The following is a 25244-nucleotide window of genomic DNA, read 5'->3' as shown; positions in this document are numbered from 1 at the left end:
GTATCGCGTCCGGTCACCGGCGGCCCGTTCCCTTCTTCTAGAACCTGTTCTATCTTGACGGTCCGTCAGATCAGCGGACCCTCCGGAGGGACAGGACCGTGGACTTCACCTTCACCGAGGAGCAGCAGGCGGCGGCCGAGGCGGCACGAGGGGTGTTCGCCGGGGTCGCGCCGGACGCGGTGCCCTCTCCCTCGCTCGTCCCGGGCGCAGTCGCCGAGGACTTCGACCGCGCACTGTGGGCGAGGCTCGCCGAGGCGGACCTGCTGAGCCTGCTGCTGGACGCCGAGTACGGCGGGGCGGGCCTGGACGCCGTGGCCTTGTGCCTGGTGCTGCGGGAGTCGGCGAAGGGGCTCGCGCGGGTACCGCTCCTGGAGACGTGCGCGGCCGCCGCGGTCATACAGGCTTACGGCGGTGCGGAGTCGAGGTCGGCGCTGCTCGCGCGCGCGGGCCGGGGCGAGGTGGTCCTGACCGTCGCCGCCAACGGCCGCACCGGCCACGACCCCGCCGAACTCGCCGTGTCCGCGCGGCAGGACGGGGCCGACTGGATCCTGGACGGGGTGCAGACGGCGGTGCCGTGGGCGCACAACGCGGACTTCGTCCTCGTACCCGCCCGGACGGCCGCGGACCGGACGCTCCTCGCCGTGGTCCCCCGCGTCCACGACGGTGTCGTACTCGGCGAGCAGATCTCCACGACCGGTGAGCGGCTCGGCGAACTGCGCCTGGAATCCGCCCGGATCGCGGCCCGGGACGTCGTCGAGGCCGACGGCGCGTGGGAGTGGCTGCGGGAGCTGCTGGCCACCGGCACGTGCGCGCTGGCGCTCGGGCTCGGCGAGCGGGTGCTCGGGATGACCAGTGAATACGCGGGCAAGCGGGAGCAGTTCGGGCATCCGATCGCCACGTTCCAGGCAGTGGCCGTGCAGGCCGCCGACCGTTACATCGACCTGCGCGCGATGGAGGCCACGCTCTGGCAGGCCGCCTGGCGGATCGCCTCGGGGGCGCCCGGCGCCCTGCCGGCCTCCGGTGACGTGGCCGTCGCCAAGGTCTGGGCCTCGGAGGGTGTACGGCGGGTCGTGCAGACGGCACAGCATCTGCACGGCGGGTTCGGGGCGGACGTCGAGTACCCGCTGCACCGGTACCACGCCTGGGCCAAGCACCTGGAGCTGTCGCTCGGTCCGGCGGCCGCGCACGAGGAGGCACTGGGCGACCTGCTGGCGGCCCACCCGCTGGGCTGACCGCCCGCCGGGCCCCGGCCGGCCCTACAGAACGAACCCGGGCTCGCCCGCGTCCGTCACCACGGGCCGGCCCACGGCCGCCCACACCTGCATGCCGCCATCGACGTTCACGGCCTCGATGCCCTGCTGGACCAGGTACATCGTGACCTGGGCGGAACGGCCGCCGGAGCGGCAGATCACGTTGACGCGGCCGTCCTGCGGGGCGGCCTCGGTCAGTTCGCCGTAGCGGGCGACGAACTCGCTGATGGGGATGTGCAGCGCCCCTTCGGCGTGACCCGCCTGCCACTCGTCGTCCTCACGGACGTCCACCAGGAAGTCGCCGTCCTTGAGGTCCGCGACCTCGACCGTGGGCACACCAGCTCCGAAGTTCATGCCCCGACGCTATCGGACACTGCGGAATGCGAATCGGGCACTGCCGAATGCGAATCGGGCACTGCGGAATGTGACATATTATTGCCCATTCAACTACCCCCCGAGCAGCTCCGCCAACTCCCGCTCCCGCCGCTCCACATCGACCAGAAGCTGCTCGGCGATCTCGTCCAGCAGCGTGTCCGGGTCGTCCGGCGCCAGCCGCAGCATCGAGCCGATCGGGCCCTCCTCCAGCTCCTTGGCCACCAGGGAGAGCATTTCCTTGCGCTGGGCGAGCCATTCGAGGCGGGCGTACAGCTCCTCGCTGCGGCTCGGAGCACGCTCAACCGGCACCGGGCCCTTGGCCCACTCCTCGGCGAGCTCGCGCAGCAGGAGCTCGTCGCCGCGCGCGTAGGCGGCGTTGACCCGGGTGATGAACTCCTCACGGCGGGCCCGCTCGGTCTCGTCCGGGGCGAGGTCGGGGTGGGCCTTGCGGGCCAGCTCGCGGTAGAGCTTGCGGGCCTCGTCGCTGGCACGCACCCGCTGCGGGGGCCGCACCGGCTGTTCGGTGAGCATCGCGGCGGCCTCCGGGAACAGCCCGTCCCCGTCCATCCAGCCGTGGAAGAGCTCCTCGACGCCGGGCATCGGCATGACCCGGGCCCGCGCCTCGTCCGCCTTGCGCAGGTCCTCGGGGTCGCCGGTGCGGGCGGCCGTGGCCTCGGCGATCTGCGCCTCCAGCTCGTCGAGGCGGGCGTACATCGGGCCGAGCTTCTGGTGGTGCAGCCGGGAGAAGTTCTCGACCTCGATGCGGAAGGTCTCCACGGCGATCTCGTACTCGATCAACGCCTGCTCGGCGGCCCGCACGGCCCGCTCCAGCCGCTCCTCGGGCCGCGGCGCGGCGCCGTCGTCCGACTGCGGCGCACTGCTCTCGTCCGTCCGCGGCACGCTGCCGTCCGGCGCCGCCGCACCGCCCTCCGGCCGCACCGCACCCTCCTCGGGCGTCACCTGCGTCTCACCGGCCGCACCGGCACCCTGCTCAGCTTCCGGGCTCGTCACCCGACCAGCCTAGGCCACGCAGGGGCCGACCCTTCCGGCACCGGGTCAGCGCCTCCGCGACCCGACCGACGCCAGGCGCACCCCCCTGCCTCTCCTCACACTCCCATCTCCGCCGCGACCCGCCCCGCCCGTACCTCCGCCACGAACTCCGCGTGGTCGGCCTCCGTGCGGTCGGCGTAGGTGACGGCGAAGTCGGCGATCGCCTCGTCCAGTTCCTCGTTCTTGCCGCAGTACCCGGCCACCAGGCGCGGGTCGGCGCTGTGGGAGTGGGCGCGGGCCAGCAGGGCGCCGGTCATGCGGCCGTAGTCGTCGATCTGGTCGGCGGCCAGGGCGGCCGGGTCGACGCTGCCCTTGCGGTTGCGGAACTGGCGGACCTGGAAGGGCCGTCCGTCCACCGTGGTCCAGCCGAGCAGGATGTCGCTGACGACCTGCATCCGCTTCTGCCCGAGGACCACCCGCCGCCCCTCGTGCTCGACCGCCGGCGCCTCGAAGCCGGCGGTGACCAGGTGCGGCACCAGCACCGAGGGCCGGGCCTCCTTCACCTGGAGGACGAGCGGTTCCCCGCGGTGGTCGAGGAGCAGCACCACGTACGAGCGGGTGCCCACGCTGCCCGTGCCCACGATCCGGAACGCCACGTCGTGCACCGCGTGCCGGGCCAGCAGCGGGAGCCGGTCCTCGGAGAGCGTCTCCACATAGCTCTCCAGGGCCGCCGCCACCGCCCCGGCCTCCTCGTCCGTCACCCGCCGCAGCACCGGCGCCGCGTCGACGAAGCGGCGCCCGCCGTCCTCGGTGAGCTCGGTCGACTTCGCCGCGAACTTCCCGCTGGTGTTGGCCCGCGCCTTCTCCGAGACCCGCTCCAGGGTGCCGAGCAGGTCATGGGCGTCGGTGTGGGAGACGAGCTCCTCGTCCGCGATCGCGTTCCACGCGTCCAGCACCGGCAGCTTGGCCAGCAGCCGCATGGTGCGGCGGTAGGCGCCGGTCGCGTCGTAGGCGGCCTTGCGGCACTGGTCCTCGTCGGCGCCGGCCTCCCGGCCCGCGAGCACCAGCGAGGCCGCGAGCCGCTTGAGGTCCCACTCCCAGGGGCCGTGCACGGTCTCGTCGAAGTCGTTCAGATCGATGACCAGGTCGCCACGGGCGTCGCCGTACAGGCCGAAGTTGGCGGCATGGGCGTCTCCGCAGATCTGCGCACGGATCCTGGTCATCGGCGTACGCGCGAGGTCGAAGGCCATCAGGCCCGCCGAGCCGCGCAGGAAGGCGAACGGCGTGGCCGCCATCCGGCCCGCCCTTATGGGGGTGAGCTCGGCGATCCGGCCGAGGTTGGACTCCTCGACCGCGTCGACCACCGCGGGCCGGGCGGCGTCGAGGTCGAGGGAGGCGTGGGTGGCGCGCGGGACCACCTTGCGCAGGGCCCTGCCCTCTTCCTTGGGGGAGCCCTCGACGGGCCACCGGGCGAAGCCCGGCACCCGCGGCACCCGCCGCACTCCGGACTGAGCCGATCCCGATCCGGCCTCGGTCACAGCGACCGCCTCCCCCGCACATCTGCGCAACGCGCCCCTGGGCAGGGGCGCCATGAACATCAACTCGTGGAGACCGTACAGCCGGTGGCCGGAACGCGTCAGACCCTGTGGACAACTCCGCGCCTGTGGAAAACCCCGCGCTCATGCCGCCCGTCGGGGCCGTGTGATTGTCCTCACCGGGTAATACGCCTCACACGGGCCCGGACAACGCGGAAGCCCCCAGGTCCGAGACCTGGGGGCTTCCGGCTGGTGCGCGAGGGGGGAGTTGAACCCCCACGCCCTTGCGGGCACTGGAACCTGAATCCAGCGCGTCTGCCTATTCCGCCACCCGCGCATTGGGTGTGTCCTCGGGCCCCTTCCCCCTTGGGGCCGGCGCCTTCCGACATCCAGAACATTAGCACGGTGGCAGGGGTGGGTTCACATCGCTTATCCCGGGGCAGCCGCTCACCTGCGGGGTCTCCCGATCCGGCCGGCCGGCGGCTGATCAACGACTCCGTCCGCTCCGTATCAACACGTGCCTGTTCACGTATCAACCTCGTACCGGTACGGCCCGTCTCCCCAGGAGCCGGGCAGGGTCCACAGTCAGGTGCGGGACACTTGTCTGCGGCCGCCTCTACGATCCTGGGCAGAAGGAGTTCGAGGGACGAGTTCGAAGGGGAGCTTCGAAGGGAACTTCCGAAGCGAACTTCGAGGGGCGTCGACACCTGTCGACGGGGCCGACAGGGGGAACCAGCCGATTCAACGGCGCGTGGATACGATCAGTAAGCAGTACCAGGCACGACACAGTGGCAACGACGGAGGAGGTGCCCCATGGGAGTCCTGAAGAAGTTCGAGCAGCGTCTCGAAGGTCTGGTCAACGGCACCTTCGCCAAGGTGTTCAAGTCAGAGGTCCAGCCCGTGGAGATCGCGGGCGCGCTGCAGCGCGAGTGCGACAACAACGCGACCATCTGGAACCGCGACCGGACCGTCGTACCCAACGACTTCATCGTGGAGCTGAGCACGCCGGACTTCGAGCGGCTCAGCCCCTACTCCGGCCAGCTCGGCGACGAGCTCGCCGGCATGGTGCGCGACTACGCCAAGCAGCAGCGCTACACCTTCATGGGACCCATCAAGGTCCACCTGGAGAAGGCGGACGACCTCGACACCGGTCTGTACCGGGTGCGCAGCCGTACGCTCGCCTCCTCCACCAACCAGCAGGCTCCCGGCAGCGCCCCTCCGGCGGCGCCGGCCGCTCCGGCGGCGGGCCGACCCGGCGGGTACGGCTATCCCCCCGCGGGTGGTCCGCAGGCCGCCGCCCCGGCGGGCGCCCCGCCCATGCCGGCCGCGCCGCCGCCCGGCGGGCGCCCCGGTGCCGCGCCGTTCGGCCAGCGGCCCACCGCGGCTCCCGGCCCCGCGGCCGGCGGCCGTACCCGCTACTGGATCGAGATCAACGGCGCCCGCCATCAGATCTCCCGCGCAACGCTGGTGCTGGGCCGCAGCACCGAAGCCGACGTGCGGATCGACGACCCCGGCGTCTCCCGCCGGCACTGTGAGATCCGGACCGGAACGCCCTCGACGATCCAGGATCTCGGGTCCACCAACGGCATCGTGGTGGACGGGCAGCACACCACCCGCGCTACGCTCCGCGACGGCTCGCGGATCGTCGTGGGCAGCAGCACCATCATTTACCGGCAAGCCGAAGGGTGAAGCGGGGGCAATGTCAGAGCTGACCCTCACGGTCATGCGGCTGGGTTTCCTGGCCGTACTGTGGCTGTTCGTGATCGTGGCCGTGCAGGTCATCCGCAGCGACCTGTTCGGTACGCGAGTCACCCAGCGCGGGTCGCGCAGGGAGGCCGGGCGCCAGCAGCAGCCCGCCCGGCAGCAGGCGGCACCTCCGCAGCAGCGCCAGCAGGCCGGCGGCCGCCAGCGCCGTAACGCCCCTTCCAAGCTGGTCGTGTCCGAGGGCACACTCACCGGCACCACCGTCGCGCTCCAGGGCCAGACGATCACCCTGGGCCGGGCGCACGACAGCACGATCGTGCTGGACGACGACTACGCCTCCAGCCGCCATGCCAGGATCTACCCGGACCGCGACGGCAACTGGATCGTCGAGGACCTGGGCTCCACCAACGGCACGTACCTCGACCGGAGCCGGCTGACGACCCCCACGCCGATTCCGCTGGGCGCGCCGATCCGCATCGGCAAGACAGTCATCGAGCTGCGGAAGTAGTGCTACGTCATGAAAGAGCGCGAGCGGAGCGAGCACGCAGCGGCGGCCCCCACGACGGGCCCCGGCGCGCTCCCGACCGGAGGGTGGGCACCGTGCGGATGTACCCGGAGCCGACGGGCGAGGTGCGCATGAGTCTGTCACTGCGCTTCGCCGCCGGATCGCACAAAGGCATGATCCGCGAGGGCAACGAGGACTCCGGATACGCCGGCCCACGCCTGCTCGCGATCGCCGACGGCATGGGCGGCGCCGCGGCCGGTGAGGTGGCCTCCTCCGAGGCGATCTCCACGATCGTCGCGCTCGACGAGGACGTGCCCGGCTCGGACCTCCTCACCTCCCTCGGCACCGCGGTGCAGCGCGCCAACGACCAGCTGCGCGCCATGGTCGAGGAGGACCCGCAGCTGGAGGGCATGGGCACCACGCTCACCGCCCTGCTGTGGACCGGCCAGCGCCTCGGTCTGGTGCACGTCGGCGACTCGCGCGCGTACCTGCTGCGGGACGGCGTCCTCACCCAGATCACGCAGGACCACACCTGGGTGCAGCGCCTGGTCGACGAGGGCCGCATCACCGAGGAAGAGGCCACGACCCACCCCCAACGCTCCCTGCTGATGCGGGCGTTGGGCAGCGGCGAGCACGTCGAGCCCGACCTCTCCATCCGCGAGGTCAGGGCCGGCGACCGCTACCTGATCTGCTCCGACGGTCTGTCCGGGGTCGTATCGCACCAGACCCTCGAGGACACCCTCGCCAGCTACCAGGGCCCGCAGGAGACCGTGCAGGAGCTGATCCAGCTCGCGCTGCGCGGCGGCGGTCCCGACAACATCACGGTCATCATCGCCGACGTCCTGGACCTGGACACCGGGGACACCCTCGCCGGGCAGCTCTCCGACACCCCGGTCGTGGTCGGCGCGGTCGCCGAGAACCAGAACCACCTCCACCACGATCCCGGGATCATGCAGACGCCCGCGGGGCGCGCCTCGCACCTCGGTCGCCAGGTGCCCGGACAGGGCGGCGGCGAGTTCGGCCCGCCCGGCTCCGGCGACACCACCGGCTACATCCCGGCGGGCAACTTCGGCGACTACACCGACGAGGACTTCGTCAAACCCCGCAAGGGACGCAGGTGGCTGAAGAGATCCCTCTACGGCGCCCTCGCGCTCGCCGTCATCGGCGGCGGCCTGTACGGCGGTTACCGCTGGACGCAGACGCAGTACTACGTCGGCACGAACGACCAGCACGTGGCCCTGTACCGCGGCATCAGCCAGGACCTCGCCTGGGTCTCGCTCTCGAAGGTGGAGAAGGACCACCCCGAGATCGAACTCAAGTACCTGCCGCCGTACCAGCAGAAGCAGGTCAAGAACACGATCGCCGAGGGCGGACTCAAGGACGCCCAGTCGAAGGTCGACGAGCTGGCCGTGCAGGCGTCCGCGTGCAAGAAGCAGGCCGAGAAGCAGGCGGCGGAGAGCGCGAGCAACTCCAAGACCGGTCAGGGCCAGGCCGGCGGCACCACGGGAACCACCAGCACCTCCCTCACGTCCAAGGCCACGTCGTCACCGACACCGTCCTCGACGCCGTCGAAGCCGTCCACGTCCCCGACCCCGAACCCGTCGGCGACCACCGCCACTCCGAGCACCGGCCCCAGCTTCTCGCCGGAGGAGGAGAAGGTCGTCTCGATGTGCGGTAAGCAGTAGGCAAGCCGTGAGAGGCCCCGTCACACGATGAGCAGTACTACCAACACACCGACGCACCATACGTCCACGATCGGCGCCATCGGCGCCCCGAGCAGACGCAACACCGAGCTCGCGCTCCTGCTGTTCGCGGTCGTCATCCCCGTGTTCGCCTATGCCAACGTGGGGCTGGCCATCGACGACAAGGTGCCGGCCGGGCTGCTGAGCTACGGCTGCGGACTCGGCCTCATCGCCGGCGTCGCCCATCTCGCCGTACGGAAGTTCGCCCCGTACGCGGACCCGCTGCTGCTGCCCCTGGCCACGCTCCTCAACGGCCTCGGGCTCGTCGTCATCTGGCGCCTCGACCAGTCCAAGCTGCTGCAGTCGCTGCCCAACTACTTCAAGGCCGCGCCCCGCCAGCTGCTGTACACCGCGCTCGGCATCGCCCTGTTCGTCGTCGTGCTGGTCTTCCTGAAGGACCACCGCGTCCTGCAGCGCTACACGTACATCTCCATGTTCGGCGCCCTGGTGCTGCTCGTCCTGCCGCTGGTCCCCGGTCTCGGAGCCAACATCTACGGCGCCAAGATCTGGATCAACATCCCCGGCCTCGGCTCCCTGCAGCCCGGTGAGTTCGCGAAGATCGCCCTCGCCGTCTTCTTCGCCGGCTATCTGATGGTCAAGCGCGACGCCCTGGCCCTCGCCAGCCGCCGCTTCATGGGCCTCTACCTGCCGCGCGGCCGCGACCTCGGACCCATCCTGGTCGTCTGGCTGATGTCGATCCTCATCCTGGTCTTCGAGACCGACCTCGGCACCTCGCTGCTGTTCTTCGGCATGTTCGTCGTCATGCTGTACGTCGCCACCGAGCGGACCAGCTGGATCGTCTTCGGTCTGCTGATGTCCGCGGCCGGCGCCGTCGGCGTGGCCAGCTTCGAACCGCACGTCCAGCAGCGTGTCCAGGCCTGGCTCGACCCGATGAAGGAGTACACGCTCAGCCAGAAGGGCGTGGTCGGCCACTCCGAGCAGTCGATGCAGGCACTGTGGGCCTTCGGCTCCGGCGGCACCCTCGGCACCGGCCTCGGCCAGGGCCACTCCGACCTCATCCGGTTCGCCGCCAACTCCGACTTCATCCTCGCCACCTTCGGCGAGGAACTGGGCCTGGCCGGCATCATGGCGATCCTGCTCGTCTACGGCCTGATCGTGGAGCGCGGCGTCCGCACCGCCCTCGCCGCCCGCGACCCCTTCGGCAAGCTCCTCGCCGTCGGCCTCTCCGGCGCCTTCGCCCTCCAGGTCTTCGTCGTCGCCGGCGGTGTCATGGGCCTCATCCCGCTGACCGGTATGACCATGCCGTTCATGGCGTACGGCGGTTCGTCCGTGCTCGCCAACTGGGCCCTGATCGGCATCCTGATCAGAATCAGCGATACGGCGCGCCGACCGGCGCCCGCCCCCGCCGCCAACCCCGACGCCGAGATGACCCAGGTGGTCCGCCCGTCATGAACAAGCCCCTGCGACGGATCGCGATCTTCTGCGGCCTCCTCGTCCTCACGCTGCTCATCCGTGACAACTGGCTCCAGTACGTCAAGGCCGACAGCCTCAAGGACGACCCCAAGAACCGCCGGGTCACCATCGCGCGCTACTCCACCCCGCGCGGCGACATCATCGTCGACGGCGACCCGATCACCGGCTCCACCAAGACCAGCAAGAGCGGCCTCAACGACCTCGAGTACAAGCGGACGTACAAGAACGGCCCCATGTGGGCGCCGGTCACCGGGTACGCCTCGCAGGCCTTCGGCGCCAACCAGCTCGAGTCCATCGAGGACGGCATCCTCACCGGCACCGACGACCGGCTCTTCTTCCGCAACACCCTCGACATGATCACGGGCAAGCAGAAGTCGGGCGGCAACGTCGTCACCACGCTCAACGCCGCCGCGCAGAAGGCCGCCTACGACGGCCTGAAGGCGCAGGGCGGCAAGGGCGCGGTCGCCGCGATCGACCCGTCCACCGGCAAGATCCTGGCGCTGGCCTCGTACCCCTCGTACGACCCCTCGACCTTCGCCGGCAACTCGACGTCGACGGACTCCAAGAACTGGACCGCGCTCCAGAAGAAGAACAACGCCGCCGACCCGATGCTCAACCGGGCGCTGCGCGAGACCTACCCGCCTGGCTCCACCTTCAAGGTGGTCACCGGCGCGGCCGCGCTGGAGAACGGGCTGTACACCTCGGCCGACGAGAAGACGGACTCGCCGCTGCCCTACATCATGAAGGGCACCACGACCGAGCTGAAGAACGAGGGCAACATCCCCTGCAAGAACGCGACGCTGCGGGTCGCGCTCCAGTACTCCTGCAACACCGTCTTCGGCAAGATCGGCTCCGACCTCGGCAACGACAAGATGCTGGCCGAGGCGAAGAAGTTCGGCTTCGACGCCGAGCAGTTCACCCCGGTCCGCTCCAGCGCCTCGGTCTTCTCCGACGACATGAACTCCTCGCAGACCGCGCTGTCCTCGATCGGCCAGTTCAACACCGCCGCGACCCCGCTCCAGATGGCCATGGTCGCCTCCGCGGTCGCCAACAACGGCAAGCTGATGAAGCCGTACATGGTCGACAAGCTCCAGTCGTCGAACCTCGACACCATCTCGCAGACCGAGCCCGAGGAGCTGAGCCAGCCCCTCTCCGCGAAGAACGCGCAGATCATGCAGTCGATGATGGAGACGGTCGTCAAGGAGGGCACCGGCAAGAACGCGCAGATCAGCGGCGTGACCGTCGGCGGCAAGACCGGTACCGCGCAGCACGGTGTGGAGAACAGCGAGAACCCGTACGCCTGGTTCATCTCCTACGCCAAGCTCGCCGACGGCAGCTCCCCGGTCGCCGTGGCCACGGTGATCGAGGACGACAACGCCAACCGTGACGACATCTCCGGCGGCGGCCTCGCCGCCCCGATCGCGAAGAGTGTGATGGAGGCGGTCATCAACTCCAAGAAGTGACCCCGCTCACGTCGCCTTCACATCGGTGCACGTTGCGATACCGGTCCTGTATCGGGTGACGCAGTTGGACAGGTCACACAAAGCCAGCCGGGTACGGTAGGCCCGGACGGCAGCCGCCGACCGCACACCCGTGCCGGTCGGGACCGACTGAGAGGGCTGGTAGGAAGCTATGGAAGAGCCGCGTCGCCTCGGCGGCCGGTACGAGCTGGGCCAGGTGCTCGGCCGTGGTGGCATGGCGGAGGTCTACCTCGCCATGGACACGCGCCTCGGCCGCACCGTCGCGGTGAAGACGCTGCGCGCGGACCTCGCGCGCGACCCGTCCTTCCAGGCCCGGTTCCGCCGGGAGGCCCAGTCGGCCGCCTCGCTCAACCATCCCGCGATCGTCGCGGTCTACGACACGGGCGAGGACTACATCGACGGGGTCTCGATCCCGTACATCGTCATGGAGTACGTCGACGGGTCCACGCTCCGCGAGCTGCTGCACTCCGGCCGCAAGCTGCTGCCGGAGCGCACGCTGGAGATGACCATCGGCATCCTCCAGGCCCTGGAGTACTCCCACCGGGCCGGCATCGTCCACCGCGACATCAAGCCCGCCAACGTCATGCTGACGCGCAACGGCCAGGTCAAGGTCATGGACTTCGGCATCGCCCGCGCCATGGGCGACTCCGGCATGACGATGACGCAGACGTCCGCGGTCATCGGTACGGCCCAGTACCTCTCCCCGGAGCAGGCGAAGGGCGAGCAGGTGGACGCCCGGTCCGACCTGTACTCGACCGGCTGTCTGCTGTACGAGCTGCTGACGGTACGTCCGCCCTTCGTGGGCGACTCACCGGTCGCGGTCGCCTACCAGCACGTCCGCGAGGAGCCGCAGCCGCCGTCCGTGTTCGACCCCGAGATCACGCCCGAGATGGACGCCATCGTCCTGAAGGCGCTGGTCAAGGACCCGAACTACCGCTACCAGTCCGCCGACGAGATGCGCATGGACATCGAGGCCTGCCTCGACGGCCAGCCCGTCGCGGCCACCGCGGCGATGGGTTCGGTCGGTTACGGCGGCTACCCCGACGACCAGCCGACGACGGCCCTGCGCTCCACGGACGCCGGCGCCACGTCGATGCTGCCGCCGATGAACCCGGACGACGGTGGCTACGGCTACGACGACCGCGTGGACCGGCGGCGCCAGAAGAAGTCCAACACCTCGACGATCCTGCTGGTCGTGGCGGGCGTCCTGGTGCTGGTGGGCGCGATCCTGATCGGGAAGTGGGCGTTCAGCGGGAACAACGCGGGCAACGACACCGTCGCCGTGCCGAACCTGATCAGCCTGAGTCAGTCCGACGCCACGAAACAGCTGACGAACAGCGACCTCAAGCTGGGGACGGTCAAGAAGCAGCCCTGCGAGGACCAGAGCAAGGGCACGGTGTGCTCCACGGATCCCACTAAGGACACCAAGGTCGAGAAGGGCTCCACCGTCAACCTCGTGGTCTCGACCGGCGCCCCGAAGGTGGCCGTGCCGAACGTCACCGGGAAGACCCTCGACGAGGCCACGCAGATCCTGGAGGGCGACGACTACAAGTTCGTCGTCAAGACGAAGACGGAAGAGTCGACGACGGAGGACGAGAACACCGTCCTCGCCCAGGACCCGAAGCTCGGCAAGGAAGTCGAGAAGGGCTCCACGATCACCCTGACCATCGCCAAGGCTCCCGAGACGGTCGCCGTCCCCGATGTCACCGGCAAGAGCTGTGACGACGCCAAGTCCGCACTCCAGGACGTCGGCCTGACCGGCAACTGCGTCAACACGGCCACCACCGACGACAACCAGGTGGACAAGGCCATCTCGACGAACCCGACGATCGGCACCCAGGTCAAGAAGAACTCCGCGGTGCAGATCAACATCGGCGAGAAGCAGGACACCCAGGTCCAGGTCCCGAACATCCAGGGCCAGACCCTCAAGAACGCCAAGCAGGCGCTCCAGCAGGCGGGCCTCCAGGTCGGCAACATCAACGGCTCGCAGGACGACAACGCCATCGTCCTCACCTCGGACCCGAGCCAGGGCAGCACGGTCGACCAGGGCACCTCGGTCAACCTGACGACCATCCAGAACGGCAACGGCAACAACAACGGCGGCACCAACTTCTTCGGCGGCGCGAACGGTTAACCGCCGACGGTCCCCGTCGAGACGTACGAAACGAATGGGCCCCTGCCGGGAAACCTCCCGGCAGGGGCCCATCGCCTTGGCCTACGGCCGTGTCAGCGCAGTTCCTTCGGCGGTGTCCGCTCGCTGTCCACCTTGTCGACCCTGACCAACTCGCCCCAGACCACGTACCGGTAGCGGCTGGTGTACACGGGCGTGCACGTCGTCAGCGTGATGTAGTGGCCCGCCTTGGTCTTGCCCGACTCCTTCGGGATCTGGGCGAGGACCTTCACGTTGTACTTCGAGGTCTCGTCGAGGACGGCGTACACCTTGTAGACGTACCACTTGTCCTTCGTCTCGAAGACGATCGGGTCGCCCTTCTTGAGCTTGTCGATGTTGTGGAACTTCGCGCCGTGGCCGTCCCGGTGGGCGGCGAGGGTGAAGTTGCCCTTCTTGCCCGTCATCGGGAGCGCCGCCTTGGCGGGGTCGGTGTAGTAGCCGGCCACGCCGTCGTTGAGGACCTTCGTCGACGTGCCCTTCTCCACCAGCACCTCGCCGTTCTTCATGGCGGGGACGTGCAGGAAGCCGATGCCGTTCTTGGTGTTCAGCGCGCCGGGGCCGGTGTCCTGGTGGGCCCAGGTGTCGCGGACCTTGTCGGCCTGTCTGTCCGCCTTGCGGTCGGCGACGACGTTCGTCCACCAGAGCGAGTAGACGACGAACAGACCGAGGATCAGGCCCGCCGTGATGAGGAGTTCACCGAAGAAGCTCACCGCCATCGCGATCCGGCCCGGGCGGCGCCGGGCCTCGGACGGCACGGATTCCCCCGTGTGCTCTTCGTGCTGCGTGTCGTCGGCGGTCGCTGCCACGTTCTTCATCTGCCCTTAGTTGACGAGCGCATCCGGCTTGCCCTTGCTGCGCGGCCGTTCCTCGACCATCTTGCCCCAGACGATCAGCCGGTACTTGCTGGTGTACTCCGGCGTGCAGGTGGTGAGCGTGATGTACCGGCCGGCCGTGGTGAAGCCGGAACCCTTCGGAATCGGCGCGATCACACTCGTGTTGCTCGGCGAGGTCACCGGCAGCATCGACGTCATCTTGTAGACGTAGTACTCGTCCTGCGTCTCCACGACGACCTCGTCGCCCGCCTTGAGCCGGTTGATGTACCGGAACGGCTCCCCGTGCGTGTTGCGGTGCCCCGCGAGCGCGAAGTTGCCGGTCTTCGCCGACGGCATCGCCGTCTTCAGCGCGCCCTCGCTGTAGTGGCCCACCATGCCCTTGTCGAGCACCTTCTTGTTGCTGACGCCCTCGGCGATCGGCACGACCACGTCCAGCTTGGGGATGTGGAGGATCGCGAAGCCCTGCCCGGGCTCGAACTCCCCGGGCGCCCGCTTCCCGCTCGCCCAGTCCTGCTGGAGGCTGTTGGTCTCCTTGTCGGCCTGCGCGTGCGCCCGCACGTTCGTCCACCACAGCTGGTAGGACACGAACAGCAGCATCAGCACACCGGTGGTGATGAACACCTCACCGATCGCCCGGCTCGCCAGAACTCCCGCGCTGGGCTTGCGCGCACGGGCCTGCCGGCGCGCCTCTACCCGGGACAGCGGCGCCCCGGAGGCGTCCTCCGAGCCCTCCTCGGTGCTCTCCGGATCCAGCCGCGCGCCCCCATGACGGCCGTGACGGCTCTTGGCGGCCTTTCTGCGGGCCGCCCGGCCACCCGTGGGGGTTCCAGTGGCGGATGTGGCTGCTGAGGCGGCAGACGGCGATATGGACGCGCCGGGCGGCGGATCCGGTATCCGCAGCGCCACCGTCTCCTCGTCGATGGGCGGCAGATACTGCGGCTGTGCGTGATGCCGCGGCTCGGCGCGATGCCGCGGCTGCTCCTGATGCTCCGGATGCTGATACGCCTGCTGCCCGACCGACCAGTCCTCCTCGTACGCACCGGACGATGCCTCGTACGCCTCGTACGACTCCTGCTCGTACGAGGCGTCGGACTCGCGCTCCGGGCGCAGTGCGGTCACGCCGTGGCCCTGCCCACCACCGGGGCGAGCCCCGCCGACCTCGCCACCGCGTCCTGGTAGCCGCACTCCACCAGCCAGTTGGCCAGCATCCGGTGCCCGTGCTCGGTCAGCACCGACTCGGGGTGGAACTGCACGCCCTCGACCGGGAGTTCACGGTGCCTCAGGCCCATGATGATCCCGTCGTGCGTCCGGGCCGTGACCTCCAGCTCGGCCGGGACGGTCGCCGGCTCCGCGGCGAGCGAGTGGTAGCGGGTCGCGGTGAAGGGCGAGGGCAGACCCGCGAACACACCCTTGCCCTCGTGCTCGACCGGCGAGGTCTTGCCGTGCAGCAGCTCCGGCGCGCGGTCCACCACACCGCCGTACGCCACCTGCATCGACTGCATGCCGAGGCACACACCGAACACGGGGACACCGGTCGCGGCACAGTGGCGGACCATGTCGATGCAGACGCCGGCCTCCTCGGGCGTACCCGGACCCGGCGACAGCAGTACGCCGTCGAAGCCGTCCTGCGCATGGGAGGTGGACACCTCGTCGTTGCGCAGCACCTCGCACTCGGCGCCCAGCTGGTACAGGTACTGGACCAGGTTGAAGACGAAGCTGTCGTAGTTGTCCACGACCAGAATGCGCGCGCTCACTGGTTGTCCACCGTCACATCGTTGAAGGGCAGCAGCGGTTCGGCCCACGGGAAGACGTACTGGAAGAGGACGTAGACCACCATCAGCACCAGGGCGAGCGAGAGCAGCGCCTTGACCCACGCGTTGCCCGGCAGATGCCGCCAGATCCAGCCGTACATGCCGTCCCTTCCGTTCCACCACGGCACCAGACTCACGCCGTACCCGCACCAGACTAACGGCGCAGCGCCGCCGGCTTGCCTTCGTCCACAGGCTGTGTGGAGTCCAGGTGCGCCCACACGATCAACCGATGGCTGTGCCCCCACTCCGGATCGCACGTGGTCAGCGTGAGATAACGGCCCGGCTGCGCATACCCCGACTTACGTGGCACAGGGTCGATCACCTCAACATCGGTGGGCACGGTTTTGTAGGGGCCTTTGTCGATCCGATACGTGAACCACGTCGTCCCGTCGGTCAGCACCACCGCGTCCCCGCGCCGCAGCTTCGGGAAGTCCACGAAGGGATCGCCGTACGTCCGCCGGTGCCCCGCCACCGCGAAGTTCCCCACCTGCCCGAGCTGCGCGGTGTTCGCGTAGTGCCCGAGCCCCTTCTTCAGGGTGTTCACCGCGGTGTTCTCCAGCACGGGCTTGTTCCACGTGAAACCAAGCCGCGGGATGTACATGATCGCGAACGGCTTGCCCTGCGCGTACGGCGCCGGCTTCTTCGGAGCGGCACTGCTGCCGTTCGTGCTCCCGGCCGTCGACTTCGGCTGCGCGGTCTGCTTCGCCCACTGGTCGTGCAGCACGTCGATCTGGTGGTTCATCGCGCCGTCCGCCCGCACCCCGGTCCAGAACAGCACGTACACGACGAAGAGGCAGATCAGGGCGCCGACCGTGATGCACAGCTCGCTGACGGTCCTGACGACAACACGCACCGGCAGCTCCCGAACGGCTTCAGTTCACTCCACGGGCTGGGCGTAGTGCAGATCCACTGTGCCCGAGTAGCCGGGCAGAGTCACCGTCCCGTCTTGAGTGACTTTCCAGCCGAGCCCGTACACATTCACGTAGACCATGTAGTTCTGGATGGCCTTCGAATCCGACAGCGCCCGGTTCAGCTTGTCGGGGTCCCCGACCGCCGTGATCTTGTACGGCGGTGAGTAGACCCGGCCCTGGAGGATCAGCGTGTTGCCCACGCAGCGCACGGCACTGGTGGAGATCAGCCGCTGGTCCATGACCTTGATCCCCTTGGCGCCGCCCTGCCACAGGGCGTTCACCACGGCCTGGAGGTCCTGCTGGTGGATGACCAGGTAGTCGGGCTGCGGCTCGGGGTAGCCGGGGAGCTTGGCGGTGGCGTTCGGCGGGGCGTCGTTGAGCGTGACGGTGATCGCCGTGCCCTTCACCGGCTGGGTGCCGGCGCTCTTCTCCAGACCGGCGAGCTTCTTGTCCTGCGCCGTGGTGCTGCCGTCGTCCCGCTCGGCCAGCGCCTCGACGTCCCGGCGCAGCGAGGCACTGGAGTCGTCCAGCTCCTTGTTCTTGTGGCTGCGCTCCTGGATGAGGTCGGAAAGCTTCAGCAAGGACGTGTCCGTGCGGATATTGGTGCCCTTGGCCGTATTGAAACTGGTGAAGAAAATGAGCCCCGCGAGGGCGAAGACGGCCACCGTGAGGATCCGCACGGGCCGGAACCGGCGTTCTCGGGCAGGACTGGATCCGGCCTGGGGGGAGTCGGCAGAATTGCTCAACGTACCCTTATCTCCTTCGGCGCCGCGGAAGCACTACGCTAACGGACGCCCGGGGGAGCGCTAAGAGTCCCCTTGTACGCTGCTCCGGAGCCAGCCACAGTTCCCTGCGCGGCCACGCAGCGCATCGACAGGAGAGACCCTCGTGCCGAAGTCACGTATCCGCAAGAAGGCCGACTACACGCCGCCGCCCGCGAAGCAGGCGACCAGCATCAAGCTGAACAGCCGCGCCTGGGTCGCGCCCGTGATGCTGGCCATGTTCCTCATCGGGCTCGCCTGGATCGTCGTCTTCTACGTCAGCGACGGCTCGCTGCCCATCGACAAGCTGGACAACTGGAACATCGTGGTGGGATTCGGCTTCATCGCCGCCGGATTCGGCGTCTCCACGCAGTGGAAGTAGCGGTCGAAGCAACGGCTACGGGCCGGTGAACTCAGCTCTGCCCACGGCTATCCGCTGAGTTATCCACAGCCTGGAGGAAAATCCACAGAACCCCTGGGGAAAAGACGACGATCTGTGGATAACCCCTAGCCGGTTGACGCCGATACGACTGTCACACCCATCTTCGCAAGCCTGTTCGCCCCCTGCCTGACCTGCACAAATACTGGTCGGTGACAGGGGGCACAGCTGTTCCCGCACGCCATGCACAAGATTCGCCACCCGCTGTGGACAACCGGGTACGTCAGGTGAGCTGAGTGGTCCTGACCAGGGTGAGCACCACCACGACGACCAGGACGAGCGCGCAGGTGCCGTACTGGACGAGGGCGCGGCACTCGCGTGGGGCGTGGACCATCGCGTAGCCGGTGATGACTCCGGCGACGAGGCCGCCGATGTGGGCCTGCCAGGCGATGTTGCTCCAGCCGAAGGTGAAGATGAGGTTGATCACCAGCAGGGCGATGACCGGCCGCATGTCGTAGCGCAGTCGGCGCATCAGTACGGCGGTGGCGCCGAAGAGGCCGAAGATCGCGCCGGAGGCGCCGAGCGAGGGCTGGTTCGGGGCGGCGAGCAGGTAGGTGAGGGCGCTGCCCGCAAGGCCCGAGACGAAGTAGAGCGCGGTGTAGCGGGCTCGGCCGAGGGCCGTCTCCAGGGGGCCGCCGATCCACCAGAGGCTGAGCATGTTGAAGATGATGTGGATCGGGCTGGCGTGCAGGAACATCGCGGTCAGCAGCCGGTAGTACTGCCCCTCGGCGATGCCTTCGTAGGGCGGGAAGCCGTTGGCGGAGGCCTTGCCGAGCAGCTCGAAGTGGTTGGTGAAGCTGTCGCCGACGGACAGCTGGACCAGGTAGACGGCTACGCAGATGCCGATGAGGAGCTTGGTGACCAGGCGGGGGTCGGCCGTGATGGTGCCGCCGGCGATGGTGCGGGGCCGGGCGGCGGCGGGGGCGTGGCCCGTGCCGGAGTCGCCGCGGGCGCACTCGGGGCACTGGAAGCCGACGGAGGCGTTGACCATGCACTCGGGGCAGATCGGGCGTTCGCAGCGGGTGCAGCTGATGCCGGTCTCGCGGTCCGGGTGGCGGTAGCAGCCGGGCACGCTCCGGGCGTCCTGCGAGCTGCCTGCCGCTTGGTCCATGACATCCCCTTGGTCGTCGTGCCGGTGCCGTGCCGAAAAGCACCGCCCCGCCCATCTTTACGGATGGGCGGGGCGTTTGGTTCCTGCTGTGCGGGCACTCGGTCCCTGCGGGCCGGGTCTCGCTGTGGTCAGCCCTCGCGGGTCTCGACGACGACCGACTCGATGACCACGTCCTTGACGGGGCGGTCGGTGCGCGGGTTGGTCGGGGTCGCGATGATGGCGTCGATGACCTTCTGGCTGGCCGCGTCGGTGACCTCGCCGAAGATGGTGTGCTTGCGGTTCAGCCACGTCGTGGGCGCGACGGTGATGAAGAACTGCGAGCCGTTGGTGCCCGGGCCGGCGTTGGCCATGGCCAGCAGGTAGGGCTTGTTGAAGGAGAGGTCCGGGTGGAACTCGTCCTCGAACTGGTAGCCGGGGCCGCCGGTGCCGTTGCCCAGCGGGTCGCCGCCCTGAATCATGAAGCCGCTGATCACCCGGTGGAAGACCGTGCCGTCGTAGAGCTTGTCCGTGGACTTCTGGCCGGTGGCCGGGTTGGTCCACTCACGCTCGCCGTTGGCGAGCTCGACAAAGTTCCGGACCGTCTTGGGCGCGTGGTTCGGCAGAAGCCGGACTTCGATGTCGCCATTGTTGGTCTTCAGGGTGGCGTAAAGCTGCTCAGCCACGATCTGCCTTCCGTTGTCTTCTTGTGACCCCCAGATCCTCCCACGCCCAGGGAAAACCGGCCGCATACCCCCGGGTACCGGAGCGCTGGGCGGCGATCCGTGGCATTGTCGACGACAAGCTCTCGTTGCCCCGTATTCATCCTCATGACCCGGATGCCCGCCCTCACATGCCTGGGGATCTGTTGGCAGGCATGATCCGTAAAAGGGTGGAAAGTCGAAATACCGTACGCCACCGAGGAGGAGGAACCCGTGACCCGCATCGACAGCGTGCGCGCCGCGACCGGTTCGGCGAAGGACAGCGTGCTGCACGCCGCGGAAGTGGTGGCGCCCTACGCCGAGACGGCCAAGGACAGGACCGCGCAATACGCACACGAGGCCCGCGTACGGCTCGCGCCGAAGGTGTCGCAGGCCGCCGATCAGGCCCGCGTCCAGTACGACGCCCGTGTCGCGCCACGGCTGGAACAGGCCCTTACGCATGTGCCGCCGAAGGTCGACCAGGCCGCCCACGAGGCCGCCGCCCGTACCCGCAAGGCGGCCCGGCAGGCCGCCGACTACTCCCGGCCGAGGCTGGAGCAGGCGGTGGCCGCGGCCGGACCCATGAAGGACGAGGCCTCCGCGCGTGGTGCCGCGGCGCTGGCGGCGCTGCGGGGTCAGGTCTCGCCGAAGGAGATCCAGAAGCTGGTCCGTAAGCACGAGCGGCGGGCGCGGGCGGGCCGGGCGGCGAAGGTGCTGCTGGTGCTCGGTGCACTCGCGGGTGGTGCGTTCGCCGCGTGGAAGTGGTGGGACAAGCAGGCGAACCCGGACTGGCTGGTCGAGCCGCCTGCCGCGACGGAGGTTCCGGAGTCGAACCGGCTGTCGTCGGTGGACGGCAGCGGTCAGTCGGTGCTCGACCCGGAGGTCCAGGCCAAGGAGGCCGAGGAGGCCGAGGAGGCCGCCAAGGGCAAGGGCGACAAGCGCCGGTGACCTGAGTTCCGGCGGTCCGAACTGCGCTGTGGGGCGGGAGACTTGCGGGTCTCCCGCCCCACAGCGATGTTTCACGTGGAACATCGGCGATATTTACACGATCTCCACATGGTGACGTTTGCAACGGCCCCTGACCGCGCAGGCCGGGCGCGACCTGCGGGGCAGCCTCAGACGACTGGACCGCCTCACCTACTTTGCGCAAATAAGTGCAACGGCCCGACACCAGAGCCCGTGACGCAGGTCACAAAAGACCCCTCCGACCAGTTCTCTCAGGTCGGAGGGGTTCCGTTGTGGAGCCTAGGGGAGTCGAACCCCTGACATCTGCCATGCAAAGACAGCGCTCTACCAACTGAGCTAAGGCCCCGGAGGCGACGCGTCCGCCGGGATCAAGCAGACACCGGCGGGCGTCGCAGACCAGAGTACCGGGTCATACCCGGGATCTCGCAAAAAGATTAGGGGTCCCCGCGGGCGACCACTCTCCGTAAGATGCTCGGCGTGGTTCGCTGTCGCGAACCACAGTACTTGGGGAAGCGATGGGGAGACGCAATGGACGCCGCACAGCAGGAAGCGACCGCAAGAGCGCGGGAACTGCAGCGGAACTGGTATGGGGAGCCGCTGGGGGCGCTCTTCCGTAAGCTGATCGACGATCTTGGCCTCAACCAGGCTCGTCTCGCGGGGGTACTGGGCCTGTCCGCGCCGATGCTGTCGCAGCTGATGAGCGGTCAGCGGGCGAAGATCGGCAATCCGGCGGTGGTACAGCGGGTGCAGCTGCTTCAGGACCTCGCGGGGCAGGTCGCGGACGGCAGCGTCAGCGCGGCCGAGGCCACCGACCGCATGGAGGAGATCAAGAAGTCTCAGGGGGGATCCGTGCTCAGCAACACCACGACCACGACGAGCAGTTCGGGGGCGCCGACGGTCAAGCGGGTGGTCCGTGAGATCCAGTCACTGCTGCGCTCGGTGGCCGCCGCGGGCGACATCATCGAGGCCGCGGACACCCTCGCCCCGAGCCATCCGGAGCTGGCAGAGTTCCTCCGGGTGTACGGCGCGGGCCGCACCTCCGACGCGGTCGCGCACTACCAGTCCCACCAGAGCTGAAGCCGCGGCCCGGTTCGCCGAAGGGGGTTCGGCGGCCGGGCCTCGGTCCCAGTGAGGGACCAGGGGGCGCGAGGGGGAGTCGTATCGCTCATCGCGGGGGAAGCAAGGGGGGTAGCCGAAGGGGGAGGAGCGACGTACTGCCATGGGTGAGGTCTTCGCCGGCCGGTACGAACTGGTCGACCCGATCGGACGCGGCGGGGTGGGTGCCGTGTGGCGTGCCTGGGACCACCGAAGGCGCCGGTACGTGGCCGCCAAGGTGCTCCAGCAGCGCGACGCGCACTCACTGCTGCGGTTCGTCCGTGAGCAGGCGCTGCGGATCGACCACCCCCATGTGCTCGCGCCGGCCAGCTGGGCCGCCGACGACGACCAGGTCCTGTTCACGATGGACCTGGTCGGCGGTGGCTCGCTGGCCCACCTGGTCGGCGACTACGGTCCCCTGCCGCCGCCCTTCGTCTGCACACTGCTCGACCAGCTCCTGTCGGGGCTGGCCGCGGTGCACGGGGAAGGCGTCGTGCACCGTGACATCAAGCCGGCCAACCTGCTCCTGGAGGCCACCGGTACGGGCCTGCCGCGGCTGCGGCTGTCCGACTTCGGGATCGCCATGCGGCTGGGCGAGCCGCGGCTGACGGAGACCAACCTCGTGGTGGGGACGCCCGGTTATCTCGCGCCGGAGCAGATGACGGGCGCGGAGCCGGACTTCCCGGCGGACCTGTTCGCCGTAGGTCTGGTCGCGCTGTATCTGCTGGAGGGCGCCAAGCCCGATGCCAAGGCGCTGATCCAGTACTTCGCGGCGCACGGGACGCCGAGTGCGCCCAAGGGGATTCCCGAGCCGCTGTGGCAGGTCGTAGCGACGCTGCTCCAGCCGGATCCGGTCGCGCGGTTCCGTACCGCCACGGGGGCGCGCAAGGCGCTTGCCGCGGCCGCGGAGCTCCTGCCGGAGCCGGGTCCCGACGACGAGTTGATCGAGGTGTTCGACCAACTCGGGCCGCTGCCACCGGGGTTCACCGAGACGGGGCCACTGAAGCGCGCGCCGGGCGTGGAGGTGCGGGCGGCTTCGGGTTCGGGGACGGGTACCGGGACGGCTTCGACCACGGGGGTGGTCACGGGCGTCGGGTCCCCCGGCACCACAGGCGCAGGCACCGGCACCGGGTCGTCCGGATCGTCCGGGTCGAGACCAGGCACCGGCCCGTCGGTGCCCCCCGTACCGCCGCACGACCCCCGCCAAGTCACCGGCCCCCGGCCGGAGCCCTCCGTCCCCACGCACGTCCTGTCCTCCCCTCCGCCCTGGCCCCCGGCGCCACTCCATCGCGACGATGCCTCTACTGCTTCGTACACCGCCCAGGACCCGCAGGTTCCACCTCCCGCGCAGGAATTCGCACCGGGATTCACGCCGGACCCCGCCCCCCGCGACCGCCGCGCCGGCCACCGAGCCCGCCGCCGCCCCGGCCCACCGGCGAAGGTCGCGGTCCCGCTCCTGCTGCTGGCGCTGGCCTGCTACGCCGTGGGCTTCTGGGCTCTGACCCGGATCTGAACCACCGATCCGCCACCGTCCACGGATCCGCCGGCCCACATATCACCGACCCATAGATCACCGACCTATGGATCACCGATCCGCCGAAGCCCTCCAGCCACCCGCCCCTCACAAGACCCCCGCCCGCCTCCGCCCCGCCACCGTCCAGACCCCCAGCACGATCAGCACCACCGTGCCAGCGCCGAGGCCGCCCACCGCGAGGGCCTCCATCCCGGTGTCGTCGCCCCCGGTGTCGCCCGAGGCGGCCGCCGCCCGGTCCGCTGCCGTGACCGTGAAGAGGTTCCGCGGGACGGGCTGTCCCGCGTACCCGGGGCCCGTCTGTACCGTGCCCGCCACCCGTACCCGCAGCGTCAGGTCGAACGGGCCGTCGCCGAACTCGTCGGACACCCCGGCCGACAGGTGCACCGCGAGGTAGTACGAGCCGGCGAACCGCATGCCGTTGACCTTGGTGTTGTTGCGGGCGTAGCGGTTGGCGTAGTCGACGGCGGGCAGCGGGGCGAGGGAGGCCGACTGCTCGGTGCCGTCGTAGCCGGTGTTGGCGTTGTCGACCTCGGCGCGGACCGGGTTGTAGAGGGTCATGTTCAGGGCGTCGACGGCGTAACCGGACGTGCCACCGCCGCTCGTGCCGCCCAGGTCGGCGGTGGCGGAGAGCCGGCGGCCCCAGTCGACGGGGACCCGGTAGTACAGGGTCTGGCCGGGCGAGATGCCGGTGCGCCAGACGCCCTGGTCCACGGCAGCCGCCCGGGAGAACCCGGCGCCCCCGGAGCGGCTTCGGGCCTCGCCCGTGAGGGGCTCCGGCGAGGCCGGGTCCGAAGTGCCGGGCGCGGTCGTGGGGCCGGCCTGGGTCAGGGCCGGTTCGGTCGCGGTGGTGAGCTCCAGATCCCAGGTGGAGGCCGCGGAGTCCGCCGTACCGACGCGCTCGACGACCACGTAGTACGGGCCGCTGCCCGTGCACAGAGGGGTCGGCGGGGTGGTCGTGCGGGCGCCCCAGGCCGTGATGGGGCGTGGGCTGCCGGAGGTGCCGAAGTTGGCGCTCTGGTAGGAGCAGGGGTGGCTGTCGGCGTTCTGCACGGACACCCTGATGCCGTCGCTCACGGAGAGCGTGCCGCCGCCCGGGCGCGGGACGGCGGTGACGGAGACATAGGAGTTGGAGGTGTCGTCCAGGTCCAGGCGGTAGTAGAGCTTCGCGCCCTTGGGGAGGGAGCTGCGGTAGCTCCTGCCGGGGTCGAGGGGCTGGGCGTCCGTGGTGCCGGTCGCGCCGTCGACGGAGGTGGCGTCCGCCGCGAAGGCGTAGGAGGGGCTCGCCGCCGCGGCCGGCCAGGACGCGGATGCCGCCGACGCGCACAGTGCCGCCGCCACGGCCGTCCCGCGCCACCACGCCGTACGCCGCCCCATCACGCGCCACCCCTCGTCGTCGCCCGGACCGTGGCCCATCCTGCCCTGTGGGGCGGAGGCTCATCCGTGCATCGGGGGCGAGCGTCCGAAACGCCCGGGTCCGCTACCGCTACGGCAGCACTCGCGCAACCGGGGAACGCGGGAGACCCCGATAGGCCGGCCGTAGGAACGCGAAACCCCGACCGTGAGGACGGCCGGGGTCTGTTCAGAATCGGATGTCGGTACTCACGAACCCGTGGGCACGGAGTCGGTCGCCTCCGTCCACAGATCCTGCTCGGCGCGATCCGCCTGGATCTGGCGGTACACGAGGAGCCCGCCGATGGCGGCCAGTGCGACCAGGAGAAGCTTCTTCACCGTGCGACCTCGTCTTTCCTTGACGTAGGGGACCTCTGGCGCCCGACTATACACACCGACCGATACCGATCGGTGACCTGTGTGGAGCCCAACTCCCGCCTCCCACAACGCAGTCGAAGCGGAAGCAGTTACTCCAACTTATCCCTTTGGCGGCTTTCTTTCCGCCTTGCACCCATCCGGGTGGTGTTCATC

Annotated in this window: 24 protein-coding genes and 2 tRNA genes; 11 read left to right on the top strand and 15 right to left on the bottom strand. The window is 69.5% G+C overall.

Features of this window, described 5'->3' with window-relative positions; genetic code table 11:
• Positions 1 to 98: 98 nt before the first annotated feature.
• A complete protein-coding gene (locus ACQEWB_RS24715) occupies positions 99 to 1232 on the top strand; it encodes an acyl-CoA dehydrogenase family protein (protein ID WP_432834503.1) in 1134 nt (377 codons plus the stop codon).
• 24 nt (positions 1233 to 1256) lie between these two features.
• On the opposite strand, the gene ACQEWB_RS24710 is transcribed toward ACQEWB_RS24715, so the two are convergent.
• From ACQEWB_RS24710 to ACQEWB_RS24695, 4 genes are all read right to left on the bottom strand, one after another.
• Positions 1257 to 1586: a rhodanese-like domain-containing protein gene (locus ACQEWB_RS24710; RefSeq protein WP_432843987.1), complete on the bottom strand. Its 330-nt coding sequence runs from the start codon at positions 1584 to 1586 to the stop codon at positions 1257 to 1259.
• 111 nt (positions 1587 to 1697) lie between these two features.
• Positions 1698 to 2636 (bottom strand): J domain-containing protein, encoded by a 939-nt coding sequence (locus ACQEWB_RS24705; protein ID WP_432834501.1) that lies wholly within the window; start codon positions 2634 to 2636, stop codon positions 1698 to 1700.
• A 95-nt stretch (positions 2637 to 2731) separates the two neighbouring features.
• A complete protein-coding gene (locus ACQEWB_RS24700) occupies positions 2732 to 4207 on the bottom strand; it encodes a DUF2252 domain-containing protein (protein ID WP_432834499.1) in 1476 nt (491 codons plus the stop codon).
• A 193-nt stretch (positions 4208 to 4400) separates the two neighbouring features.
• Positions 4401 to 4487, bottom strand: a tRNA-Leu gene (locus ACQEWB_RS24695).
• Between the two features lie 476 nt (positions 4488 to 4963).
• Between ACQEWB_RS24695 and ACQEWB_RS24690 the strand changes: the two genes are divergently transcribed.
• From ACQEWB_RS24690 to pknB, 6 genes are all read left to right on the top strand, one after another.
• A complete protein-coding gene (locus ACQEWB_RS24690) occupies positions 4964 to 5839 on the top strand; it encodes an FhaA domain-containing protein (protein ID WP_432834497.1) in 876 nt (291 codons plus the stop codon).
• A 10-nt stretch (positions 5840 to 5849) separates the two neighbouring features.
• Positions 5850 to 6362, top strand: a complete 513-nt coding sequence (locus ACQEWB_RS24685) for an FHA domain-containing protein FhaB/FipA (protein WP_432834495.1) — start codon at positions 5850 to 5852, stop codon at positions 6360 to 6362.
• A 98-nt stretch (positions 6363 to 6460) separates the two neighbouring features.
• On the top strand, positions 6461 to 8044 hold the full coding sequence (locus ACQEWB_RS24680; protein ID WP_432843985.1) for a Stp1/IreP family PP2C-type Ser/Thr phosphatase: 1584 nt from the start codon (positions 6461 to 6463) through the stop codon (positions 8042 to 8044).
• Positions 8045 to 8071: 27 nt separating this feature from the next.
• Positions 8072 to 9514, top strand: a complete 1443-nt coding sequence (locus ACQEWB_RS24675; protein ID WP_432834493.1) for an FtsW/RodA/SpoVE family cell cycle protein — start codon at positions 8072 to 8074, stop codon at positions 9512 to 9514.
• Complete coding sequence (locus tag ACQEWB_RS24670) at positions 9511 to 10998, top strand: peptidoglycan D,D-transpeptidase FtsI family protein (RefSeq protein ID WP_432834491.1); 1488 nt, start codon at positions 9511 to 9513, stop codon at positions 10996 to 10998. The genes ACQEWB_RS24675 and ACQEWB_RS24670 overlap by 4 nt, the downstream gene beginning before the upstream one ends.
• A gap of 169 nt (positions 10999 to 11167) precedes the next feature.
• Positions 11168 to 13150 (top strand): Stk1 family PASTA domain-containing Ser/Thr kinase, encoded by a 1983-nt coding sequence (pknB, locus tag ACQEWB_RS24665; RefSeq protein ID WP_432834489.1) that lies wholly within the window; start codon positions 11168 to 11170, stop codon positions 13148 to 13150.
• Between the two features lie 92 nt (positions 13151 to 13242).
• Here pknB and ACQEWB_RS24660 read toward each other — a convergent pair whose 3' ends face one another.
• Genes ACQEWB_RS24660 through ACQEWB_RS24635 form a run of 6 tightly spaced genes read right to left on the bottom strand, consistent with a single transcriptional unit; the run spans position 13243 to position 17487 of the window.
• A complete protein-coding gene (locus ACQEWB_RS24660) occupies positions 13243 to 14001 on the bottom strand; it encodes a class E sortase (protein WP_432834487.1) in 759 nt (252 codons plus the stop codon).
• 6 nt (positions 14002 to 14007) lie between these two features.
• Entirely contained in the window at positions 14008 to 15138 is a 1131-nt protein-coding gene (locus tag ACQEWB_RS24655; RefSeq protein ID WP_432834485.1) for a class E sortase, read from the bottom strand.
• The gene (locus ACQEWB_RS24650) at positions 15135 to 15773 is read right to left on the bottom strand and encodes an aminodeoxychorismate/anthranilate synthase component II (RefSeq protein WP_432834483.1); all 639 of its coding nucleotides are present in this window, start codon (positions 15771 to 15773) and stop codon (positions 15135 to 15137) included. The genes ACQEWB_RS24655 and ACQEWB_RS24650 overlap by 4 nt, the downstream gene beginning before the upstream one ends.
• Complete coding sequence (locus ACQEWB_RS24645; RefSeq protein ID WP_432844411.1) at positions 15770 to 15967, bottom strand: hypothetical protein; 198 nt, start codon at positions 15965 to 15967, stop codon at positions 15770 to 15772. The genes ACQEWB_RS24650 and ACQEWB_RS24645 overlap by 4 nt, the downstream gene beginning before the upstream one ends.
• A gap of 17 nt (positions 15968 to 15984) precedes the next feature.
• Entirely contained in the window at positions 15985 to 16683 is a 699-nt protein-coding gene (locus ACQEWB_RS24640) for a class E sortase (protein WP_432834481.1), read from the bottom strand.
• Between the two features lie 24 nt (positions 16684 to 16707).
• Entirely contained in the window at positions 16708 to 17487 is a 780-nt protein-coding gene (locus ACQEWB_RS24635) for a DUF881 domain-containing protein (protein ID WP_432834479.1), read from the bottom strand.
• Positions 17488 to 17629: 142 nt separating this feature from the next.
• Here ACQEWB_RS24635 and crgA point away from each other — a divergent pair, with 142 nt between their 5' ends.
• Entirely contained in the window at positions 17630 to 17884 is a 255-nt protein-coding gene (gene crgA, locus ACQEWB_RS24630; RefSeq protein ID WP_432834477.1) for a cell division protein CrgA, read from the top strand.
• 280 nt (positions 17885 to 18164) lie between these two features.
• Here the strand turns inward: crgA and ACQEWB_RS24625 are convergent, their stop codons facing one another.
• Complete coding sequence (locus tag ACQEWB_RS24625; RefSeq protein ID WP_432834475.1) at positions 18165 to 19052, bottom strand: rhomboid family intramembrane serine protease; 888 nt, start codon at positions 19050 to 19052, stop codon at positions 18165 to 18167.
• Positions 19053 to 19180: 128 nt separating this feature from the next.
• A complete protein-coding gene (locus ACQEWB_RS24620; RefSeq protein ID WP_432834473.1) occupies positions 19181 to 19714 on the bottom strand; it encodes a peptidylprolyl isomerase in 534 nt (177 codons plus the stop codon).
• Between the two features lie 249 nt (positions 19715 to 19963).
• Here ACQEWB_RS24620 and ACQEWB_RS24615 point away from each other — a divergent pair, with 249 nt between their 5' ends.
• Positions 19964 to 20677: a DUF5324 family protein gene (locus ACQEWB_RS24615; RefSeq protein WP_432834471.1), complete on the top strand. Its 714-nt coding sequence runs from the start codon at positions 19964 to 19966 to the stop codon at positions 20675 to 20677.
• A gap of 291 nt (positions 20678 to 20968) precedes the next feature.
• Here the strand turns inward: ACQEWB_RS24615 and ACQEWB_RS24610 are convergent.
• Positions 20969 to 21041: transfer RNA gene (locus ACQEWB_RS24610), tRNA-Ala, on the bottom strand.
• Positions 21042 to 21223: 182 nt separating this feature from the next.
• Between ACQEWB_RS24610 and ACQEWB_RS24605 the strand changes: the two genes are divergently transcribed.
• Positions 21224 to 21772, top strand: a complete 549-nt coding sequence (locus ACQEWB_RS24605) for a helix-turn-helix domain-containing protein (RefSeq protein ID WP_361268038.1) — start codon at positions 21224 to 21226, stop codon at positions 21770 to 21772.
• A 142-nt stretch (positions 21773 to 21914) separates the two neighbouring features.
• Positions 21915 to 23303 (top strand): serine/threonine-protein kinase, encoded by a 1389-nt coding sequence (locus tag ACQEWB_RS24600; RefSeq protein ID WP_432834468.1) that lies wholly within the window; start codon positions 21915 to 21917, stop codon positions 23301 to 23303.
• Positions 23304 to 23411: 108 nt separating this feature from the next.
• Here the strand turns inward: ACQEWB_RS24600 and ACQEWB_RS24595 are convergent, their stop codons facing one another.
• On the bottom strand, positions 23412 to 24737 hold the full coding sequence (locus tag ACQEWB_RS24595; protein ID WP_432834466.1) for a hypothetical protein: 1326 nt from the start codon (positions 24735 to 24737) through the stop codon (positions 23412 to 23414).
• 186 nt (positions 24738 to 24923) lie between these two features.
• Entirely contained in the window at positions 24924 to 25052 is a 129-nt protein-coding gene (locus ACQEWB_RS24590; RefSeq protein WP_003999697.1) for a DLW-39 family protein, read from the bottom strand.
• Positions 25053 to 25244 lie beyond the last annotated feature (192 nt).

The organism is Streptomyces sp. CA-249302, from assembly GCF_050936785.1.
Lineage (GTDB): Bacteria > Actinomycetota > Actinomycetes > Streptomycetales > Streptomycetaceae > Streptomyces.
Note: the sequence above shows the minus strand (reverse complement) of the source record. Positions and strands in the feature narration are given on the sequence as shown.